Here is an 18,364-nt window from a genome sequence, read left to right as displayed (position 1 = left end):
AGACAAAACCTTCCTCCTTAATGAGAAAGGCTCATAAGCGAAAACTGTTTGGCGTTATCTGCACCTTTGCAAAAAGAGATGAGAGTTCATATCACACAACGGGAAAAGAGCACTTCGCAACATATTCTGACAGAATTGAAAGTAAAATACAATGAAATATACCAAAACACAAATGGTACTCATTTTAACACCGATCGCTTTAGGTGCTTTAACGATATTCCTTGTCCCTCATTTTTTATTGTTTATAACAAATGGACTAAAAAGCGATCAAATTTATTGGACACTTCGTTCTGAGCCTTTATTAGTCTTAGCACTAACGGCTGCTGTTTCATTGTTGTATAGTCTCTCGCAAAAACTGCACCTGCGTAAAATGATCACTTTTGTCTCCGTTGTCTTTTTTGGAACAACCGCTCTTTACTATATTAGTGGTGAAATAAAACGTTTAAGTCCCTATGTTGGCCAACAAGGAATAACATGGGGCTATGCTCTTCAATTCATGGACCCCATGGTTGTTTTTGGCATCATCATTGGTGTTTTTTTTTCCATCATTCAATTCGTAACAACCCTTCCCCCTAAAAGTAAGGTCAAGCGTGCAAAAAAAGGTATTTTTGGTGAGGCCGCTTGGATGAATTTAAGAGAGGCAGCAAAAATCTTTCCTGCCAATGGGCAAATTGTTGTGGGTGAAAGATACCGTGTCGATCAAGATAATGTGTGCAACATTCCCTTTGCACCTGGCAATAAAACAACATGGGGAAAGGGTGGAACAGCCCCTTTGCTAACCTTTAATCTTGATTTTGGTTCAACTCATATGATCTTTTTTGCTGGTTCTGGTGGCTATAAAACAACAAGTACAGTAGTTCCCACGTGTTTAACCTATCCAGGGTCTATTATTTGTCTTGATCCTTCAACAGAAGTTGCCCCAATGGTCAAATTTGCGCGTCAAAAAATGGGAAATAGAAATGTCATTGTTCTCGATCCCAACTCATTGTTAACAAAAAACTTTAATGTCATCGATTGGCTTTTAGACGACAGCGTACCACGCACACAACGCGAAGCAAATATTGTAAGCTTTTCAAAGTTGCTTCTTACAGATAAAAAATCAGATAATTCTTCAGCGGAATATTTCTCAACACAAGCCCATAATCTATTAACAGCTCTTCTTGCTCATGTTGTATTTTCTGATGAATATGAAGACAGCGAGCGCAATTTAAAAACATTGCGTGGTATTCTCTCTCAATCAGAAACAGCTGTTGTTAATCAATTACGCATGATTCAAGAAACAACACCTTCTCCTTTTATTCGTGAAATGGTTGGTATTTTTACAGAAATGGCAGAGCAAACCTTTTCAGGGGTTTATACCACCGCCTCAAAAGACACCCAATGGCTTTCTTTATCCAATTATGCAGATCTTGTCTGCGGAGATGATTTTTTTTCCTCAGATATTACCAATGGCAATACAGATGTTTTTCTCAATCTCCCCGCAAGCATTTTAAACAGTTATCCAGCTATTGGACGTGTGATTATTGGCGCCTTTCTCAATGCCATGGTTACAGCAGACGGTAACTATAAAAAGCGTGTTTTATTTGTCTTAGATGAAGTTGATCTTCTAGGCTATATGAATATTTTAGAAGAAGCCCGCGATCGTGGACGTAAATACGGTACATCCTTGATGCTCTTCTATCAATCCTCTGGCCAGTTGGTCAACCACTTTGGAGAAGCAGGAGCACGTTCATGGTTTGAAAGTTGTTCCTTTGTCAGCTATGCTGCCATTAAAGATCTCCAAACTGCCAAAGACATTTCAGAACGCTGTGGCCAAATGACCGTTGAAGTAACCGGAACAAACAAATCAAGAGGTTTATCTTTAGGAAAGAGTTCATACAACGTCAATTACCAACAAAGAGCCCTGATTTTACCCCACGAAGTTATTCAAGAAATGCGTCAAGATGAACAAATTATTCTGATGCAAGGACAACCCCCTTTACGTTGTGGTCGAGCGATCTATTTTAGAAGAAAAGAAATGTTAGCCGCAGCTGCAAAAAACCGCTTTGCTCCACAAAAGAAAAACTAAAAAACACCCTCTAATGGAGGCAATGCATCAAAACAAAAACATCAAAGGATAAAAGCAGAGATTCTATCTCATAAAAGCCTATAAAGAAGGAATTCCCGCTTGATACAACAAGAAAAATATGGGGAAAAGTCTTTAAATGATGGTATTATGCCTGTGCTTACCAATGCCAATTTTCTTTATAAAGCACTCTCCTCATCTCCAAATAATAAATACCAATCATATCTATGCCTTGAGAATCCTATCAGGAAACTTTTGAAGGCACCGCTTTTATAGGGAAATTTTTCTACAAAAAAATTAAAAGACAATATGCATGAAAACAACCCAAATGAACCATTCTCTCTCAGTAAAAGAAAAAAATGCCAAGATAAAGATTGATACACTCAAAAACACCTACGAATTTGAGGGATTTTTTCCTCACCCAAGTCTCAACATCTCAAAACAATATGCGTGGGGGATTTTCAAACAAAAAGTTTAACACACTCTCATAGACAATGTAACATTATAAGGAATGTAACAATGCCCAAAGCAAAAGAAAAAACAAAAGGAATTCCCTCACCCCATAATTATATCTATCTTGGTACCCAAATTCTCAAAAATAGATATGGAGAAACAGATTTAAAACGTTTTCTGGAAAAATGCTCACATGATAGGCAAAAAGCCATGATCAATCTGCGTGCAGAACCCCTGCCAGAATATTTTAATTCAACTTATCTATGCCATATCCACCAACAATTGTTTAAAAATACCTTTGTATGGGCTGGACATCTGCGCCATATCCCCTTCGCATTTACAGACGATAGCATTGCCGCCATGCCAGAAATGAAAAGAATGGAATGGGGCAATAATTTTGCAACCGGTGAAGAAATCCCTGAACTCTTACAAAAATTAGATCAAACGCTTGCCGAAAAAGACAATTTGCAAGGCTTAACACGCGAAGAATTTGTCAAGGAAGCAACGAGTCTATTTTATTCTCTTCACAAAATCCACCCATTCATAGATGGCAATGAGCACACAGAACAAGTCTTTTTTGAAAATCTTGCCAAAGCTGCAGGACATCAGCTTGACTTTTCGCTTGTCACACAAAAACGTATGATGGCTGCCTGTAGCGAAGCAATGCAATATAGCAATACACAACTGTTGAAAGATCTTTTTGAGGATATCTCCAATCCCCCCAAAATACGTCTTTTAAAAGAATTTATGGACCACGTAAACAATACGGGACGCAACGTGGATGATCGCCTTGTTATGGCAACAAAGGCAGGAGAAACCTATATAGGAACTTATAAAGGTTGTTATTCAGAAAGTTTTATACTCGATATGCAAGGAACTTACATCATTGGTAGCAAAGATGATCTCACACCAGAACGATTAAAAACACTAAAACCTGGTGATATCATTACCTTTACCGCCCCCAACAGCAAAGAGCTTGAAAACACGCTTATTCCAAAAGAAACATTAGCGCCTCTCACAAAAAGTGAATGTGCCAAAACAGTTGCGCTAGATAGTTACGTTCTCAAAGCTCAAAAGCAAGTCCGAGCTTACGCAAAAACTGTTTATGGTGACGCAAACGTATTAAACGAACAGATAGAAGAGATTATTAAAAATCCAGAATTAGGCAGACAGTTTGCTAATCAGATTAAACAGGCACCGCACTCTGTTTCTCCTCTTGCAGGTTTTAGTATATGCGGTCTACAAAATCCGGCACGTGTACACGCTCGAAATTATCTTGATGTGCTCTCTCTTGCAATTGAGAATTATGTGTATACTGTAGAAGCTACCTATAATATAGTCACTCGAGACCATAAAATTAAACAAGAACGCCTTGGAAAAGCGGTAGAGAATCCCAGTCAAAACTTGCAAAATATTTTTGCTTTATCACCGGAAAAACAAAGAGAAATCTTGTCTCAATCTCCTCAATTATACCAAGAGCTCCGTACTTTTATAAACAGTTTAGAACATCGTCTCTCATCAAACGAATGTAGTGCGATCACAAACAAAGATTATGAAACACTTGCACAAAGTATTGGTATATCAGAACAGAAAGCACGAGAAATTACCGACATTGTTCAAAAAGCAAGGAACGCTCATAGCCAATTCTACACACGCACACAAAATCGTTCAAATACACTTGCTATGGCCAACTAAAAAATATGAAACTTTGTTTTTTTGATTTAAACACCTATGTGGAAGAGATATTTTAATATTCTTATCATACATGCAAAAAACAGACTACTTAAGCGCCCTACCACCAATTTTGCACATAGCATATACACCATATCCAAAGCAATTGGACAGGATAATTGTTAATTCCTTTTAAACGTCATGATTACTACCGACGAAAGCTACAAAAGCCTATTTTATTTGTCTTAGATGGAGTCGATTTTCGTGGTTATATGAATATTTTAAAAAGAGCACTCATTTTACCCCACGAAGTTATCCGAGAAATGCGTCAAGATGAACAAATTATTCTGATGCAAGGCTCCCCTTCGCGATGTGGTTGCGCCATCTATTTCAGAAGGAAAGAAATGTTAGCCGCAGCTGCAAAAAACCGCTTTGCTCCACAAAAGAAAAACTAACTTCCTATTATGAGATCTTGACTATGAAAAGACCAACCACAAAAACAACATACATTTCTATTTTTTAAAAACCCGTTAACAAAAAGTTTTTGACCGCTTCTTCACACATAAGGAAAACATGATAAAAAATCCGTGTGTTTTCCTTTTTGTATTTTGTGTATCGTTTTACCAGTACCATCGTCTTTACAAGAAAGTCCCCCCCCCTCAAATCACCTATAACCAAACCAACATTTCCACTTGAGAACGTCCTGCAAATACATTCCTACAAAGCTTTTTGTTTATAATTTATCCCCTACAAACAAGCAAAAACATTTCACAACGCTAATCACCAATATCAAGACTTAAAAAAAAACGGTTGATCTTTGAGACAACAACTCTCAAAACACCTACACTCAAGAACATCGATTTTTTCCCAAAAAATATTTAAGATATACATCAAAATGAATAAATCATTCTTATACAAGCTTTTCCCCCTTTACGATATCATAAAGTGTTCTATTTTAATGATAAAGCGCTGAAAAAGGCTTTTCTCCCCAACCAAAGAAAGGGTTTCCTCTCTTATGGATCTTAAAGCAGCGCAATATAATAAGAGCAACAATACAAAAATAAAAAACATTTTGTTGCAAAAATACACAAAAAAGATGTTCGTATGGCAAGATATTCATATGGAGCAATAAGAAAAACATAATGGAGAAAAATTTTTGATGACTGCTTTTGCCCATAGATTCACCAATCTGAGAGCTGTGTATGAAAAGTACCAGCACCATCCACTAACCAAGAGCGATTACACCCGCGATATCCACGCCCCTCATCAAAGCGCTCTTGCAAACAACTTTGTTAAAGGAAAAAACAACAATTTTAAGCAACATTTTTCTTTTTGACCTCTTCCTTACACCTCAAAGAACGAAGATTTTACCCAGAGTCAATTTATAGAAAATCCATTTTCTGACTACTTATGGGATTCATATCAGCGTCCTAAATACCAGCATTTTACAGCACAAGATAATAAACAAAGGAAACATCAGAAAAGCTTTTCAAAAGCATCACAAAACGATTGATACACCCCATACACTGGAGGGAAAAGTGCTCCCTCTCATAACAACCAAAATCTCAAAAGAATACGCGAAGGGGAATTTTTCACATGCAGCGTTTAAGACGCTCATCAACCACCACCCTACCTACTTAGGAGAGATTACATGTTAGAGCAAAATTATCTATATAAAGGAACCAAAACACTCAAAAATAAATATGGCATCAAAAACCCTAAAAAACTGTATCAACGCTGTGCTCATGATACAGCCAGAGAAGCGGTCAATTTTCGCCATGAACCACCCCCACAAAAATTTGATGCTTCCTATCTAAAACTAATCCATTGGAGCCTCTTCCACGAAACTTTTGAATGGGCAGGCCACACCCGTGATACATCCTTTACATTTGAAGACGGCACCTCTGCCCATATGCCAGCGATGCGTCCCAAAGGTTATGAAATTCCTTTTGCTATCGGTCCACAGATTAAAAAAGAACTCACACAACTCGAAAAAACACTGAATCAGAAGAACAATTTAAAAGGTTTATCGCGCCAAGAATTTGCTGAAAGTGCCGCTGAAGTTTTTATGGCGCTCGAGCACGCACATCCTTTTAGAAAAGGCAATGGGCGTGTCAATCGAATGTTTATGGAAAAACTTGGACAAGCAGCAGGATATACCATTGACTTTTCTTTCATCACAAAAGGACGCATGACAGCAGCCTGTATTGAAGCCATGCAATATGGTAATCCCCAACCGATGAAAGATCTTTTTGAAGATATCACCCATCCGCAAAAATCCCTTGTTTTAAAAGAATTTGTCTCCCAAATGAGAAACGCTGGACTGGATGAAATTAACGATCGTGTTGTTGTTGCAGCAAAGGAAGATGTAACCTATGAAGGCGTCTTTAGAGGTTTTTCAGCAGAAGGTTTTGTCATGGAAATAGAAGGGGCTTTCGTCGTCGGACACAAAGATGATCTCACCCCAGAACAAGTCAAAACATTACAAAACGGTGCCCGCCTCTGCTTTCAAAAAACCAACGTTCAAAGCTTAAAAGAAACACTGATCCCAAAAGAAACATTAGCCCCTCTTACCGATGAAGAGTTATTTGAAAGGATTTCAAATGACGCTTATGTTGAAGGGAGTCGAAAAGAAATCGAAAATTTATCAAAGACTGTTTATGGTAAAACCCACACCTTAAAGACAACATTAGATATCATAACGGTAGCTCCAAACTTAGGAAATCAGTTTGCCGATGAAATTTTACAAAACCCTCAATCAATTTCTAAATTTGCAGGGAGTAAAATACTTGGCATGAAAAGTTCAAATCGCAGACAAGCCGAACAGGCTGTTCCACAACTCAGCCAAGCCTTTAAAAATTATGCCACAATAACACAACAAACAAAAGAAGAAATTTTAGAGCAACACCAAAGAGAACAAAATCGCCTGAACCACACTGTCGAAAAACCTGGAAAAAATTTACAAAACCTTTTTTCCTTACCAGAAGAACAACAAAGGGAAGCTTTATTGCATTCTCGTTCACTGCGACAAGAACTCCATACCTTTTCACGACAACTACACAATCGTCTATCCTCAGAAGATCGTAAAGCCATACAAGAAAAAGATTATACCAGACTAGCTTGCCTCCTTGGGACATCGAAAAGCAAAGCAAAAGAAATTGCGAATACTGTAAATAACACCCAAGAAGCACAATGCCAAGCTCGCAGCTTGAAAGTTAGTCGTTCCTCATCGCTAGCTCTTACCGGCTAAAAACGCGTGAACTTTTGCCTTCCAACAGAACTCTTTGTGCCAATCATTTTATCTCCATTGCGCCCACCAATTGTTTTAAAATGTTACAAAAGATAGTCCTAAAAATGAATCCTATAATTTACTATAACTTATTGATAATATTTCATAAAAAAACTGTATAAAAAACATAAATGTCCATTACATATCAATATGAATAGCGCGAAGTCTTTGGATACCATTCAGTTTGATATTCTTCTTTTGTCTTAAAAAATATCAAAAAGTGGGAAATGCGCCAAAGAGGTTTTCTAAAAATATTGAAAGGAAACAGCCATGAAAAAAAGTCACCCACAACCAGCCCCCCAGAACCCACAACCCCAGAGCCAAGCCCCCCTTTACGCAAAAGTTAATAAACCACCCAAAGAACAGCGCAACCCACAACAATATACACTTCAACAACCACCAGAAACGGTCTTTGCTCCCCAAAAGCCACTTGACCAACAAAAACTAGGAGCTTCTAATGTAGAAGACCTCTACGCAAAAGTTAATAAGCCACCCAAAGAACAGCGCACCTCACCTCAATATACACTTCAACAACCACCAGAAACGGTTTATGCTCCCAAAAAGCCACTTGACCAACAAAAACTAGGAGCTTCTAATGTAGAAGACCTCTACGCAAAAGTTAATAAGCCACCCAAAGAACAGCGCACCTCACCTCAATATACACTTCAACAACCATCAGAAACGGCCTATGCTCCCCAAAAGCCACTAGGAAATCCCTATGACAGACTTGGTGGGAGACCGAGTGATGGGCGACGCACCGACGGACTCGTAAACCCCTATTCAATAACGGATCTGGCGGCGCAAGGTTGGCAAACACCCTACGACACAGTTGGTGGAGGTGCGCAGGGTGGACGACATCCCCATGAACCAGAACATCTCTATGCAGAGCTTGACTTTAGTGAACGTGGTGAGCACTCTCCCCAAAGACCTCTCGAATCTGTCTATACAACGGTTGGCATGGGAGCTGAAGGTGGGCAAGAATCCCAACAACTAGAAAATCCCATCTATCAAGGCGTTGGAGGAAGAAAAATCTCCCCTCCCAGAACCCCAAAAGATGTGGTTACAACAAAGCTTTTAAAAAACGTAGACTTTCAATATGGTGTAAGAGAAATCCAAGAGCGATGCAGAGTTGTTTATAAAAACGAGCATGCTTTGAATGGACCACTTGCGAAGATCCTTGATGATCCTCAGGGTGCAGAAAAAGTCTTATTGGAGCTTGCAGAAAATCCTGAAAGCGCTGGTAAGCTTGCAGGTCACAAAATACTTGGTGTAAAATCTCCAAGCCGCAGAGAAGCTGAAGAGAGTTTTGCTCCCCTTTGCTCAGCTCTTGAAAGACATATACATAATACACAAAAGCTCCATAAACAGTTTACACGGGAGCAGGAAAGAGAAAGAAGTCAAAGACACGAAAGTCCAGAAAGAGACCCAGAACACAGACATCACCACCATCATCATCACGCAAGAGGACGAGAACACAATAGTCCAGAGCACAGCCCACAACGACAAAGACATGGAGAAAAAGGAATGGCTTTTGCCATGTAAGTGGACATAAACGTAAAAACAGATCAATTTTTGTTTTTCGTTTAATCACTTTTTCAGTGAGTTTCTTGGCGCAAATCGTTTCATCGGGATTGCGCCAAGAGTTGTTTTAGAATGTTACAAAAAATAGTTCTAAAAGTGGATCCTGTAATTTATTGTAACTTATTGATAAAATTTCATAAAAAAACTGTATAAAAGACATAAATGTTCATTACATATCAATATTGAATAGCGCAAAATCTTTGGCGGTCATTCGGTTGGATATCTTCCTTTATATAAAAGTTATCAAAACTAAAAGTGGGGAATGCACCAAAGAGGTTTTCTAAAAATATTGAAAGGAAATATGTATGAAAAAACATCATCCACATCCTTCTGCAAATCCAGAAGCCCTCTATGCAAAAATTAATAAACCAACTAGAGGAAACCAGCGCGGACCAACCCCAGAAGAGGAAGTTCTATACGCATCAGTTAGCACCTCTTCCCCTCTTTCAAGAGACAGACATCATGCTCAAAGGAGTGAAGATCCTGAAACCGACTATACAACGGTTGCTTCTCCAAGACATGAAACTGATGTTCTATACGCATCAGTTAGCAGCGTTACCCCTTCTTCAAGAGGTAAACATCAAAGGACAGAAGATCCTGAAACCGACTATACAACGGTTGCTCCGCACCAAAGAGGAAAGCCTTCATCTTCCCTCACAGCTGATCAAATAAGTGTCATGCTTTTAAAAAATCCACACGTCCAAGCACATGCAGAAGAAGTCATACACTGGAGTAAAATTGTTTATGGCGATGATACGATTTTCCAGCAGCACTTGCAAGGAATACTTACAGATCCCACTAAAGGAAAAGACCTTTCAAATCAACTTGCTGAAAATCCTGAATCTATACATAAACTTGCTGGCCGCTCCACACTTGGCTTAAAAAATCAAACACGCAAAGCAGCTGAAGATGGTTTTAGATCGCTCGTTGATGCCGTTGATGGTTATACAAAGGCTGTACAAGACGCAGCAACAAGACTATCGCAAACCCCTCTAGCGGAACAAAGACGCCATCAAGAAAATTCTCAGCAAGTTGAGAGACACCATCATCATCATCGTCATCATCACACAAGAGGACAAGAACACAATAGTCCAGAGCACAGCCCTCAACGACAAAGACACGGAGAAAAAGGAATAGCTTATGCCATGTAAGGGGGCATAAACATAAAAACAGATAGTTTTTGTTTTTCATGTAATCTTTTTTTCAGTGAGTTTCTTGGCGCAAATCATTTTATCGCGATTGCGCCAAGAATTGTTTTAGAATGTTACAAAAAATAGCCCTAAAAATGGCGCCTGTAATTCATGCCGACTATTGATAACTTATTGATAATATTTCACAAAAAAACTGTATAAAAGACACAAATGTCCATTAAGCTGATTGCAAATAGCGCAGATCTTTGGAAGCTCATTCAGCTCGATATTTCTTTTGTCTCAAAGCGATCCAAGCATAAAAGGCAAGAATGCACCAAAGAGGTTTTCTAAAACAATTTTTGAAAGGAAACATGCATGAAAAAAAAACACCCTCATCCTTTTCCATCCTCTTCAATACAAGAACTTATAAAGCTCTATGAACAAGCGGCGGCAGAGGTCTCAGGCGCAGCAGCCCCCCTTCCTAAAGAAACGCCTTCAAAAAGCAAAAGACTGTCATCCATACCGGAAGAAGATGAGGAAAGACAATCTTTTTTAAGCGAAGAAACTGTATATGCATCAACAAATCCAACAGCTTCGTTAACAAGAGGCGGCTCTACCAAAAGACCGCAAGAAGCTGAAACGACACACGCAACAATTCCTTCACAAGTTACCCAGAGGGCAACAAGAGTTATCTCAGAGGAAGAGATCATTCTATTGCTTCCACACCATTCATTGGTTCGAACCTATCAAGAAGAAATCCAACGTTTATCCGCAAGTGCCTATGGTAACCCAAACATTTTGCAAGAACAAATGCAGGAAATTCAAAGAGATCCCGCTGCAGGAGAAGAGCTCTCATGGCGCATGGCAGCCTATCCTGAAAGTATCGCTAAACTTTCCGGTACCAGCGCGCTGGGCTTCAAAAGTCGAGCACGTAGACAAGCGGAAGAGAGTTATTCCGCTCTCAGTGTCACTGTTGATTGTTATACAGAAGCTGTAAAACAGGCAAGAGAGAGCCTCTTACAATCTCCAGAGCAAGAACTCAAAAACTATGAACGCTTCATGGGGAAGGAAGCCGTCGCTAAACTTCTGCAAAAACCAGATCATCGCGAAAAAGAAACGCTTTCAGAGACAGAAATTTCTACCAAAATTCACCAACATTCAAAAGTCAGAAGACACCATGCCCAAATCAAATATTGGTGCACTGTTGTTTTTGGGAACGCAAACATTTTGCAATCACAAACAGAAGAGCTTTTCCAAAACCCTGAAACAATAGAACAGCTGGCACAGCAACTTGCCGGAAATCCTCAGTCTTTTAACAAATACACTGGTCGTAACTTTTGTGGCTTTAAAAATAAAGCACGCAGACATGCTGAAGCGGGTCTTTCTCACCTCATTGACGCCGCTGACAATTATGCAACAGCTGTAACACAAGTAAGAGAGAGCCTTTCAAAAACTCAGCAGGCAAAACAAGAACACAATGAAGCATCTTCTGACAGAACGCAAAATTTGCATCAACAACAAAGCGTCTCACAGACTGCTCAACGCCCTGAGCCTTCAATAGTAACGCATGAAGGAGCAACACCCTCTACGCAACAAAGAGAAACAGATATTCGTCCTCGCAAAACTGCCGCCCCAAAAGCGATGGCTTTTGCCAGCTAAACAGACATAAGTTTTCACGTTGAATCTAACGTCTTGGCGCAACACAGGAAAGAGGTGTTTGCGCCAAGAAAGAGAGAAAAATTGAAACAAAATTTATTTTTCCGTCCCTTAACCCAAACACTGGAGAAAACAATCTTTAGAGAATGATTATGATCTGAACCATAAGAGTCAAATCGTGCGAGACCATTCAGTCTCATATCCTCTCTCATAAAAGCAAATGAAAAAGCATAAAACAGAATAAAAACCAACGTACATTTTTAAATAGTATTTAAAAACAATATTGGAAGAGTTTGAAAGGAACATGCATGAAAAAAAGAAATCCCTCCCCTTTTATCACCGAAATGATGGAAAAATTTCAACAACCGGCTGAACAATCCCCCACCAGAACCCCTCCTTCCCAAGTTTCTCAAAGTTTGCCAAAACCAACTGTACAAAAACGCCCAGAAAATTTATCACACCACCCAAAAGTTGCTCCACCACCACCCCCTCGTATGAAAAGCCCAATGCAAACCAGCACAATGCCTCCTAACGCCAAAAACCAAGAGACGCCTCCCCCACAAAAAAAAGCAGCTCCACCAAAACCTCCGCGCGTAAAAGAGAGACAACAACATAAACAAACAGTTCAAGAGTCCCCCTCCCTACAGACAAAAGTGGCTCCACCCCCTCCTCCACGCATGAGAGAAAAAACACAAGCCGACGCAAAAATCCAAAAGTATGAAACCCAAGAAAGCCCCTCCACGCGCATAAAAATGGCCCCACAAAGACCACCGCGTGCAAAAGATAGAGAACAAAACAAACCAACTGCTCAAGAATCCCCTTCTCTACAGACAAAAGTGGCTCCGCCCCTTCCCCCACGCATGAGAGAAAGAGCACAAATCGGCACAAAAATCACCAGCTCACAAATCCAAGAACATTCCTCTCCGCACACAAAAGCAGCTCCACAAAGACCTCCACGCGCAAAAGATAAGCAACAAAACAAAACAACAGCTCAAGAGGGAGAACATCTCTATGCAACGCCTGCTCCGCAAACACCCCCACGCATGAGAGACAGAGTGCAAAACGGCACAAAAATTCAAAATCCTGAAACACACGAACCAAGTGTTAGACCCAAAACATCATCACATATGAAAGTCAGGCAGCAAAGCAGTTCATCATCACAAGACAGTGGAACATATGCCGTCCCGCCTTCAAGAAAATCGCACCGTATGGAAAACAGAAAACAAAGCGATACTGTCGTCCAAAAGCCTGCCTCTCCACACACAGCAATTGAACAACCAAAACCGTCTCACGAACAAAAACCATCTATTAATACAATGGAAAGAGAGCTATTGCTCGTAGCATATCAAGAAGAGATACGATTTTTGTGCAAAAAGGTTTATGGCAACCGACTTATTTTAGAAGAAAAAATTGCAGAAATTAAAGAAAACCCTGATATGGGAGAACAACTCTTATGGGATGTTACAGAACAGCCTAAGTCTATTTCTAAGCTTGCTGGTAGAAAAGTTCTTGGCATAAAAAATCATGCGCGCAAACAAGCTGAAGAAGCCCTTCCCACCCTATGTGCTGCCATTAACGGTTATGTGTATACTTCAAAATATACAAAAAGTGAAAATATTTTACAAGGTTCTCACACGGAACAACAACATCAGCGACAAGCACAAGAGGAAGAGCTAACAAATCAACATTTACAAAATCCGCTCAATTCAGAAAAGAAAATAAAGCCTCTCTCAAATGAGGAAATTGCCCGCAGAGTTCAAAAAGATCCATCGGTTCAATATGGTCAAAGAGAGATCCAATATTGGTGCCAAATTGTTTATAAGGATCCATTTATTTTGCAATATAGACTAGAAGATATGCACAAAATTCCAGAGATGGGAGAAGAGCTTGTATTTCAAATTGAAAAGGATTCTACATCTTTTGCTCCACTTGCTGGTAGAAAAAACCTTGGCGTAAAAAACGGAGCACGCAAAGCTGCTGAAGAAAATCTTCCTACCCTTTGTACCGCCATTAAGGATTATGCTGATACGATAAAACAGTTAAGAGAAACCATTGTGCAAAACCATCAGGAAGAACAACAAAAACGTCATCAACCACTTACCGATCTCGATAAAAAATTACAAAAGCAGCAAAGCTTATCGCAGCCCCCGAAGCTGCCTGAACGCTCAACAGCAAAGCGGCATCAAGAAGTTGCAGCAACTTCTAGACAAGAAGACCAGCCGCATGTTCGACCGCGCAGAGCCGAAACATCAAAAGCAATGGCTTTGTCGTAATAAATCTCCTAATTGTTGGCTTTTTATCCAAAACTTTGGTGCAATTATCTTGCCAAGATTGCACCAAAGACGGTGTATGAAATACAGAAATTTTTGAATAAGACACCCCATTATTTTACAGAATTCATTGATAAAATTTCACGATAATACTTCAAAATTATAAACTTTAACTTTGTTCCATGCGAATAAGATCAATTTTTTCAATCATTCAAATAGGCATTCTTCTTTGAAGAAAACGCTATGAAAATAATATAAGGCAAAAAATGTAAACAAAGAAGATTTCAAAAATAATGTTACCATTTGAAAGGAAATATGCATGAAAGAAAACACAGAACATTGTGCCTCCTCTACACAGGAAGAATTGCAAGAACAACACTCTGTAATTAATGCAGCCATTTCAAAGCAAATCAATGAAGAAGCGCAAAATTTTTTCTACCCCAATAGCAAAGTGCTTAAAAATAAATACCGCATCAAAGATAAAGAAATATTAAAAGAATACTGTTCTAATGATGTAAAAAAAGAAATGATAAAACTGCACCAAGAACCTCTACCAGAGCAGTTTAATGCCTCTTATCTAAAATATCTTCATCAACGCCTCTTTTCCCATGCATTTGAATGGGCCGGACAAACACGCGAAAAGCCTTTTACATTTGAAGATGGCACTGTTGCTTCTATGCCCATTTTGAAAAGAAAAGAATTTACAAAAACTTTTGCGATTGGCAGAAAAATACAGGAGGGACTAGAAAAGTTAGATAAAACGCTTGCTGAAAAGAATAATTTACAAGGCTTAACGCGCGAAGAATTCGTTGAACAAGCAGCTAGTATAATGATAGATTTGCACCACTTGCATCCTTTCAGAGAGGGCAATAGGCGCACAAAGAGACTGTTTGTTGAAAAACTCTCTCAAGCAGCAGGACATGAGCTAGACTTTTCTCTTGTGAGCAAAAAACGTAAAGACTTTGTCCGCGCCGCTGCCATGGAACATGGCAACCCAGAGCCTATGAAGCATCTGCTTGAAGATATCTCAAATCCAGAAAAATTGCTCCTCTTACGAGAATTCACCAACTCTATGAGAGAGCTTGGATTGGATGAAAAAAATTATCATCTCGCTGTCGTTGCAAAAGAAGGAGAAACCTATCATGGTACCTATAGAGGCAGTGGACCCAATGGCTTCATGCTTGATGCCAACGGGATTTTCATCTTGGGAAATAAAAAAGATCTCACCCCAGAGCAAATACAGACATTAAAAATCGGTGATGCCCTCTCCTTTACAGCACAAAAAGTTCAAAACCCAGAAAAAACCCAGCAAAAAACATTGCTTCCAGAAGAAAAAGAAGAAAAAAGAGCCACTCTTAAAAACGATGAAATAACTGAAAAGAGCAAAGACAACGCATCCATTCAAACAAAGAAAAAAGAACAAGCCCATTTTTCACCGTGTATTGCCCCTCATGCTTTACATGACAGCGTTGAAGTTATGCCCCAAAGTTTGCAAGAACAAGAAAAAGAACAAATGGCACAACCAATTGCTCAATCGGCTTCCGCTATGAGGCAAATGCAAAAAGATTTTCAAAAAAACATTTTACAGAGCAGTAATACAGCGACAAATAATCCAATATCTGTCAAAATGACAAAGGAAACACGCTCTGATCATCAAGAAAGAACAAAACAGCCCCCAAAAAAAGCAATGGCATACTGGGATACTGGTACAAGAAAAACGGACACCGTCCCTCTCACCTTACAGGAGAAATTATCATCACCGCCTGAAACCGAAGAAAATAAGACAATACATCGTAATTTCTTTTATCCCAATAGTATCACCTTAAAGAATAAATATGGAATAAAAGACTATGGAAAATTAAAAGTGCAATGTGCCCATGATACAACAAAAGCAATCATTCATCTGCGCCAAGAAGCGCCACCACAAAAACTAACCTCCACATATCTCCAATATATTCATCACACCCTATTTAAAAATACTTTTGAATGGGCCGGACAAACACGCGAAAAACCATTTACATTTGAAGATGGTACCGTTGCTTATATGCCAATGATGAAAAAAGCTGGTATTTCTTTTGCCTCAGCAAAACAGATACAGGAGGGTCTAGACAATTTAGATAAAACACTTGCTGAAACGAATAGTTTAAAAGGCTTAACCCGCGAAACATTTATTGAACATGTCACTGAAATGTTGATACAACTCAACTATACGCATCCTTTCAGAGAAGGTAATGGACGCACACAACGAATGTTTTTTGAAAAACTTGGGCAAGTTGCTGGCCACACACTCGACTTTTCTCTTGTAACAGAAAAACGCATGAATCTTGCCAGCATTGCATCGCTAAAACATAAAGATAAAGAAGAAATGAAACATCTGCTTGAGGATATCTCAAATCCAGAAAAAATACTTATTTTAAAAGAATTCATGGACAGTATGAAACATATCGGGCTTGAGAGTATTCATCATCATCTTATTATAACAGCAAAAGAAGGTCATACCTATAAAGGCTTTTACAGAGGCAGTGGACCCAATGGCTTTATGCTTGATGCTAACGGAACTTTCATCTTGGGAAATAAAAAAGATCTCACCCCAGAGCAAATACAGACATTAAAAATCGGTGACGCCCTCTCCTTTACAGCACCAAAAATTCAAAACCAGCAAGAAGTGCTTATCCCCGCACAAACAATAGCCCCCCTTACCAACAATGAAATTGCCACAAGGATAAAAAACAACGTTTCCATTCAAGCAAGAAGAAAAGAAATAGAAACTTTGTGCCAAATCATTTATGGCAATCGTCATATTTTGCGGGAAAGAATTGAGAGGATCCATGAAAATCATACTGAAGGAGAACAACTCACCTATCAAATTACCACCTCTCCCCAATCGATTTCTAAGCTTTCTGGTAGCAATGTATTTGGCATAAAAAACAACGCGCGCGCCCATGCTGAAGAAAATATTTTGCCCCTCTGTAGAGCCATTGATCGTTATATCAATATTTCTAAACAAACAGAAAGAGACATTCTCCATACCCATCATGTAAAACAAAGGCGGTGTGAACAGTCGGTAGAAATGCCTAAGGCTTGGATGAAAAATCTCCTTTCCTTGTCAAAAGCACAACAGCAAGAAATGTTATCAAACTCTCCTGAATTAAGGGGGGAGATAAGGACTTATATCAAAAAAATCAATGAGCGCTTATCTTCAAACGAGCATGAAGTTATAAAAGAAAATAATCCTGAAAGACTTGCGAAGAGTCTTGGCACATCAACCATTAAAGCAAAAGAGATTATGGAAATAATCAAGCAGATAAAAGAGATAGAACCGCATATACAACCCATGTATTTTTATAACCATAAATTCGATGAGCGCTTCGCACCAAACCAGTATCAATCTATCCAGCATCAATCTATAAAGAAAAACAATGAAAAAAAATGTTCCAACACCCTTGATAAAGAAGCAATTAAAGTGCAAAAAATGACAGAAAACGTCAATCAGAGTCCCAAAAGACAAGAAAATATTCAACCTCACAAAACGGCGCACGCAAAAGCAATGACAATGAATGTCTAAAAGGTTCATAAACTTTAACTTTTTCTCCCCCTCTGGTAAAAATGATAGCCTTTATCCCCTTGCCTTCATCGGCAAATCAATTGCACCTCAACGAGAATGGAAACCATGAGAGAGTAATTTTATCTTATTTCCTCAGATTTTATCCTCATCAACTGTGAAAAGAAACCTGAACAGCAAAAATGCTGTTGAAAGATCATATCTTCCTATCCTCTTGTTTATGTAATCTCTAAAACGGGAGGGCAGACAAATTTTGGGAGAACATAAAGCCGTAAAAGTGAAAAGTAATCACCAGTTTTACCATCACCTTTTAGCTTAGCCTTACGACTTTTTAAAACATCTAAAGCGCTGTTTTTTTTAAATAATGGAAATTACGTATTGCTCCACGCTTTTATTTTATTTGCATTCTTTTAATAGGGGCACACCCCTCACATAAAACAGAACGGCATTGGGTTGCACTATTCACGACATCACACCATAAAGAGAAATTATCATTATATATCCCTACATGTCTCTTCAAACTGTTATGATATCACTCCCATATTTCAGTTTGAAAAAGAAATTTTAATTATTTTATGGCAACAATAAAAATTTTAATGCAACAGTAAACAAGGAGCATAAAAAAGTCTTCAAGCACCATTGTTGACAGAAAGATAAACACCGTCGTAAAACGCTTTCAAAAAGTAT

Annotated in this window: 9 protein-coding genes and 1 pseudogene; all 10 read left to right on the top strand. The window is 38.9% G+C overall.

The genetic code is table 11. The features are described 5' to 3' along the window. Nucleotides 1-151 precede the first annotated feature (151 nt). The 10 genes and pseudogenes from traG (at nucleotide 152) to ACFIQC_RS04805 (ending at nucleotide 17,680) form a co-directional block, all read left to right on the top strand. Nucleotides 152-2,068 carry a Ti-type conjugative transfer system protein TraG gene (gene traG, locus ACFIQC_RS04850; RefSeq protein ID WP_375630151.1) on the top strand — a complete coding sequence of 639 codons (1,917 nt, stop codon included), beginning with the start codon at nucleotides 152-154 and terminating at the stop codon, nucleotides 2,066-2,068. A gap of 516 nt (nucleotides 2,069-2,584) precedes the next feature. Further along, nucleotides 2,585-4,213: a BID domain-containing T4SS effector gene (locus ACFIQC_RS04845; protein ID WP_375630150.1), complete on the top strand. Its 1,629-nt coding sequence runs from the start codon at nucleotides 2,585-2,587 to the stop codon at nucleotides 4,211-4,213. A gap of 248 nt (nucleotides 4,214-4,461) precedes the next feature. Then, nucleotides 4,462-4,644: pseudogene (locus tag ACFIQC_RS04840) on the top strand (type IV secretory system conjugative DNA transfer family protein); the annotation flags it as partial. Nucleotides 4,645-5,348: 704 nt separating this feature from the next. After that, nucleotides 5,349-5,525, top strand: a complete 177-nt coding sequence (locus ACFIQC_RS04835) for a hypothetical protein (protein ID WP_375627897.1) — start codon at nucleotides 5,349-5,351, stop codon at nucleotides 5,523-5,525. Between the two features lie 315 nt (nucleotides 5,526-5,840). Further along, nucleotides 5,841-7,439, top strand: a complete 1,599-nt coding sequence (locus tag ACFIQC_RS04830) for a BID domain-containing T4SS effector (protein WP_375706812.1) — start codon at nucleotides 5,841-5,843, stop codon at nucleotides 7,437-7,439. 309 nt (nucleotides 7,440-7,748) lie between these two features. Continuing rightward, nucleotides 7,749-9,020 carry a BID domain-containing T4SS effector gene (locus ACFIQC_RS04825; protein ID WP_375706811.1) on the top strand — a complete coding sequence of 424 codons (1,272 nt, stop codon included), beginning with the start codon at nucleotides 7,749-7,751 and terminating at the stop codon, nucleotides 9,018-9,020. A 344-nt stretch (nucleotides 9,021-9,364) separates the two neighbouring features. After that, nucleotides 9,365-10,210 (top strand): BID domain-containing T4SS effector, encoded by an 846-nt coding sequence (locus tag ACFIQC_RS04820; RefSeq protein ID WP_375630146.1) that lies wholly within the window; start codon nucleotides 9,365-9,367, stop codon nucleotides 10,208-10,210. 354 nt (nucleotides 10,211-10,564) lie between these two features. After that, entirely contained in the window at nucleotides 10,565-11,848 is a 1,284-nt protein-coding gene (locus ACFIQC_RS04815) for a BID domain-containing T4SS effector (protein ID WP_375630145.1), read from the top strand. A gap of 305 nt (nucleotides 11,849-12,153) precedes the next feature. Further along, a complete protein-coding gene (locus ACFIQC_RS04810) occupies nucleotides 12,154-14,118 on the top strand; it encodes a BID domain-containing T4SS effector (protein ID WP_375646927.1) in 1,965 nt (654 codons plus the stop codon). A gap of 316 nt (nucleotides 14,119-14,434) precedes the next feature. After that, nucleotides 14,435-17,680 carry a BID domain-containing T4SS effector gene (locus tag ACFIQC_RS04805; protein WP_375706810.1) on the top strand — a complete coding sequence of 1,082 codons (3,246 nt, stop codon included), beginning with the start codon at nucleotides 14,435-14,437 and terminating at the stop codon, nucleotides 17,678-17,680. Nucleotides 17,681-18,364: the final 684 nt, after the last annotated feature.

The organism is Bartonella sp. AA126HLJHH (assembly GCF_042197425.1).
Classification (GTDB): Bacteria; Pseudomonadota; Alphaproteobacteria; order Rhizobiales; family Rhizobiaceae; genus Bartonella.
The sequence above is the reverse complement of the archived record's forward strand: the minus strand, read 5'-3'. Positions and strand labels throughout refer to the sequence as shown.